The following is a 223-nucleotide window of genomic DNA, read 5'->3' as shown; positions in this document are numbered from 1 at the left end:
ATGCGGAGAATTGGATATTTCTATTGTTGCAATGGAATGCGACAAAGACCACGTTCACTTGTTCTTAAATACACCACCAACACTTAGTCCTGCTGATACAATGGCAAAAATCAAAGGAGTGACATCAAAACGTTTGAGAGAAGAATTTTCACATCTTCAACACTTGCCGAGCCTATGGACGCGTTCTTATTTTGTTTCTACTGCTGGAAGTGTATCAAGTGAG

Annotated in this window: 1 protein-coding gene; it reads left to right on the top strand. The window is 39.9% G+C overall.

What is annotated here, in order from left to right; genetic code table 11:
- A partial coding sequence (gene tnpA, locus MR170_RS32910; RefSeq protein WP_242310785.1) for an IS200/IS605 family transposase occupies positions 1 to 223 on the top strand: 223 nt, incomplete at both ends.

The sequence above is a fragment of the Bacillus cereus group sp. BfR-BA-01524 genome (genome assembly GCF_022662595.1).
Lineage (GTDB): Bacteria > Bacillota > Bacilli > Bacillales > Bacillaceae_G > Bacillus_A > Bacillus_A thuringiensis_S.
This window is presented reverse-complemented; position numbering and strand designations above follow the sequence as displayed.